Source organism: Mycobacterium sp. E3198 (assembly GCF_001667015.1).
Classification (GTDB): Bacteria; Actinomycetota; Actinomycetes; order Mycobacteriales; family Mycobacteriaceae; genus Mycobacterium.
Genome location: NZ_LZIS01000038.1, coordinates 1 through 2,495 on the forward strand (window position 1 = coordinate 1; position 2,495 = coordinate 2,495).

Genomic DNA, 2,495 nt, shown 5'->3' on the forward strand with positions numbered 1-2,495 from the left:
CGTCACGCCCTCGATCAGCGTCAGATACCGCGACGGGTGCATGGTGGCCAGGTGCGCGCACAGCGCGTCGAAGTCGTCCAGCGTCGCCCCGTCGACTCCTGCGGCCCGCGCGGCGACCTCCTCGTCGGACAGCGGCTGCGGCGCCGGCGGCAGGCCACGGTGCCGGTAGTCGGGACCCTCGATCCGCACGGTGGTGAAAATGCTTGCCAGCGTGTGAATCTCGCGCAGAAAGTCCTGGGCGGCGAAGCGGCCCTCGCCGAGCTGCTCGGGCAGGGTGTTGGAGGTCGCGGCCACCGACACGCCCCGCTCGACCAGCGACGACAGCAGCCGCGAGACGAGGGTGGTGTTGCCGGGGTCGTCGAGCTCGAACTCGTCTATGCACACCGCGGTGTAATCGGCCAGCAGCTCGATGCATTCGGCGAACCCGAACACCCCGGCCAGCTGGGTCAGCTCACCAAAAGTGGCGAACGCCTTGGGGGTTGGTGATTCCGGGCCCGTGCCGGGCAACTCGTAGTAGGCCGAGGCGAGCAGATGGGTCTTGCCCACGCCGAAGCCGCCGTCGAGGTAGAGCCCCACGCCGGGCAGGATGGCCCGCTTTCCGAACAGTTTTCGGCGGCCGGCCCGGCGCTGCACCGCCCGCCGGCAGAAGTCCCGACAGGCCTCGACGGCGGCCGCCTGGGTCGGTTCCGCCGGATCCGGGCGATACGTCGCAAAGCTCACGTCGGCGAACGTTGGCGGCGGCCGCAATTGGGCGATGAGTCGCTCCGGCGACACGGTCGGGTGCCGATCCACCAACCCGGGCATGCACCGAACTGTAGCGGCGTGCTGCAATCGAGCCATGCTGACGCTGCTCGGGTCCGGCCGCGACCTCGACGACGGCGAACTCTCCCGGCTGTACGGCTATCCGGACCGCGAGGGGACCTGGCTGCGGGCGAATTTCATCACCAGCCTCGACGGCGGCGCCACCGCCGACGGCAGCAGCGGCGCGATGGGCGGGCCCGGCGACCGGCGCATCTTCAACCTGCTCCGCGAACTGGCCGACGTGATCGTCGTCGGCGCCGGCACGGTGCGCATCGAGGGGTACTCCGGCGCGCACGTGGCCGTCGCGCAGCGCCAGGAGCGGCAGGCCCGCGGGCAAAGCGAGGTCCCGCAGCTGGCGATCGTCACCCAGTCGGGTCGCCTCGAGCCGGACCTGGCGGTGTTCACCCGGACCGAGGTGCCGCCCCTGGTGCTCACCTGCACGGCGGCGGCGGACAAGACGCGGAGCCTGATCGGCGACGTGTGCGAGGTCGTGGACTGCTCGGGCGGCGATCCGGGCACGGTCGACGAGGTCGCCCTGCTGGGCGCGCTCGCGGCGCGCGGAATGCGCCACATCCTGACCGAGGGCGGGCCGACGCTGCTCGGGGCGTTCATCGACCGCGACCTGCTCGACGAGCTGTGCCTGACGATCGCGCCGTATCTCGTCGGCGGCCTGGCGCGGCGCATCGCGACGGGCCCGGACCAGGCGCTGACCCGGATGCGGCGCGCTCATCTGCTCACCGACGAGGCCGGCTACCTTTACGGCCGCTACGTCAGGGCCTGAAAAGTCGAAGCTACTGTGGTCGGCATGAGTCGGCAGATCGCATCGGCCACGGTGCTGCTCGCGGTGACCGCGCTGGTGGCCGGATGCGTTCCCGGCCTGGGCGCGGACCCGCGCTTCGCGACCGACTCCGGCGCCCATCCGCAGGGCGTGGCCCCGAGCAAGCCGCCGCCGGCCGGTCCGCCGCCGATCGCGGCGCCCAAGAACGACCTGGCGTGGCATGACTGCACATCGAAAGTCTTTTCCGACGCCGCCGTCCCCGCGGCGCCGGGCGTGCAACTGGACTGCGCGACCTACGACAGCGACCTCGACCCCGTCAACGGCCAGGGCGGAAACCTGACCATCGGCGTGGTGCGCGCCCGCTCGGACCAGACGCCGCGCGACGCGGGACCGCTCGTCTTCACCACCGGATCCGACCTGCCGTCGTCCACACAGTTGCCGGTGTGGCTGGCCCGCTCGGGCGCCGACGTGCTGCACACCCACCCCGTCGTCGCCGTGGACCGGCGCGGCATGGGCATGTCCAGCCCCATCGACTGCCGCGACCAGCTTGACCGCCAGTCGATGCGCGACCAGACGCAATTCCAGGCCGGCGACGATCCGGTCGCCAACCTTTCCGACGTCTCCAACACCGCCACCACGAACTGCACCGACGCCATCGCGCCGGGCGCGTCCTCCTACGACAATTCGCACGCCGCCTCCGACCTCGAGCGGCTGCGCACGCTGTGGGACGTGCCCGCGCTCGCGCTGATCGGAGTCGGTAACGGCGCCCAGGTGGCGCTGGCCTACGCCGCGTCGCGGCCCGACCGGGTCGCCCGGCTGATCCTGGACTCCCCGATCGCCCTGGGCGTCAACGCCGAGGCGGCCGCCGAGCAACAGGTCAAGGGCCAGCAGGCCGCGCTCGACGCCTTCGCCGCGC

3 protein-coding genes are annotated in these 2,495 nt (G+C 71.9%); 2 read left to right on the forward strand and 1 reads right to left on the reverse strand.

Going from position 1 to position 2,495, the window contains the following annotated elements; genetic code table 11:
- Positions 1-804 (reverse strand): cell division protein ZapE (gene zapE / locus A5673_RS04905; protein ID WP_231970880.1); only part of this gene is annotated, 804 nt, incomplete at its 3' end.
- 34 nt (positions 805-838) lie between these two features.
- Here zapE and A5673_RS04910 point away from each other — a divergent pair.
- Together A5673_RS04910 and A5673_RS04915 are read left to right on the forward strand one after the other, a co-directional pair.
- On the forward strand, positions 839-1,582 hold the full coding sequence (locus A5673_RS04910; RefSeq protein ID WP_231970888.1) for a pyrimidine reductase family protein: 744 nt from the start codon (positions 839-841) through the stop codon (positions 1,580-1,582).
- 24 nt (positions 1,583-1,606) lie between these two features.
- Positions 1,607-2,495: alpha/beta fold hydrolase (locus A5673_RS04915; RefSeq protein WP_156747854.1), on the forward strand; the 889-nt coding region annotated here is incomplete at its 3' end.

Excerpts from the sequence above, each read along its gene's own strand:
- A5673_RS04910 (WP_231970888.1), top strand. The coding sequence starts at position 839 with ATGCTGACGCTGCTCGGGTCCGGCCGCGACCTCGACGACGGCGAACTC.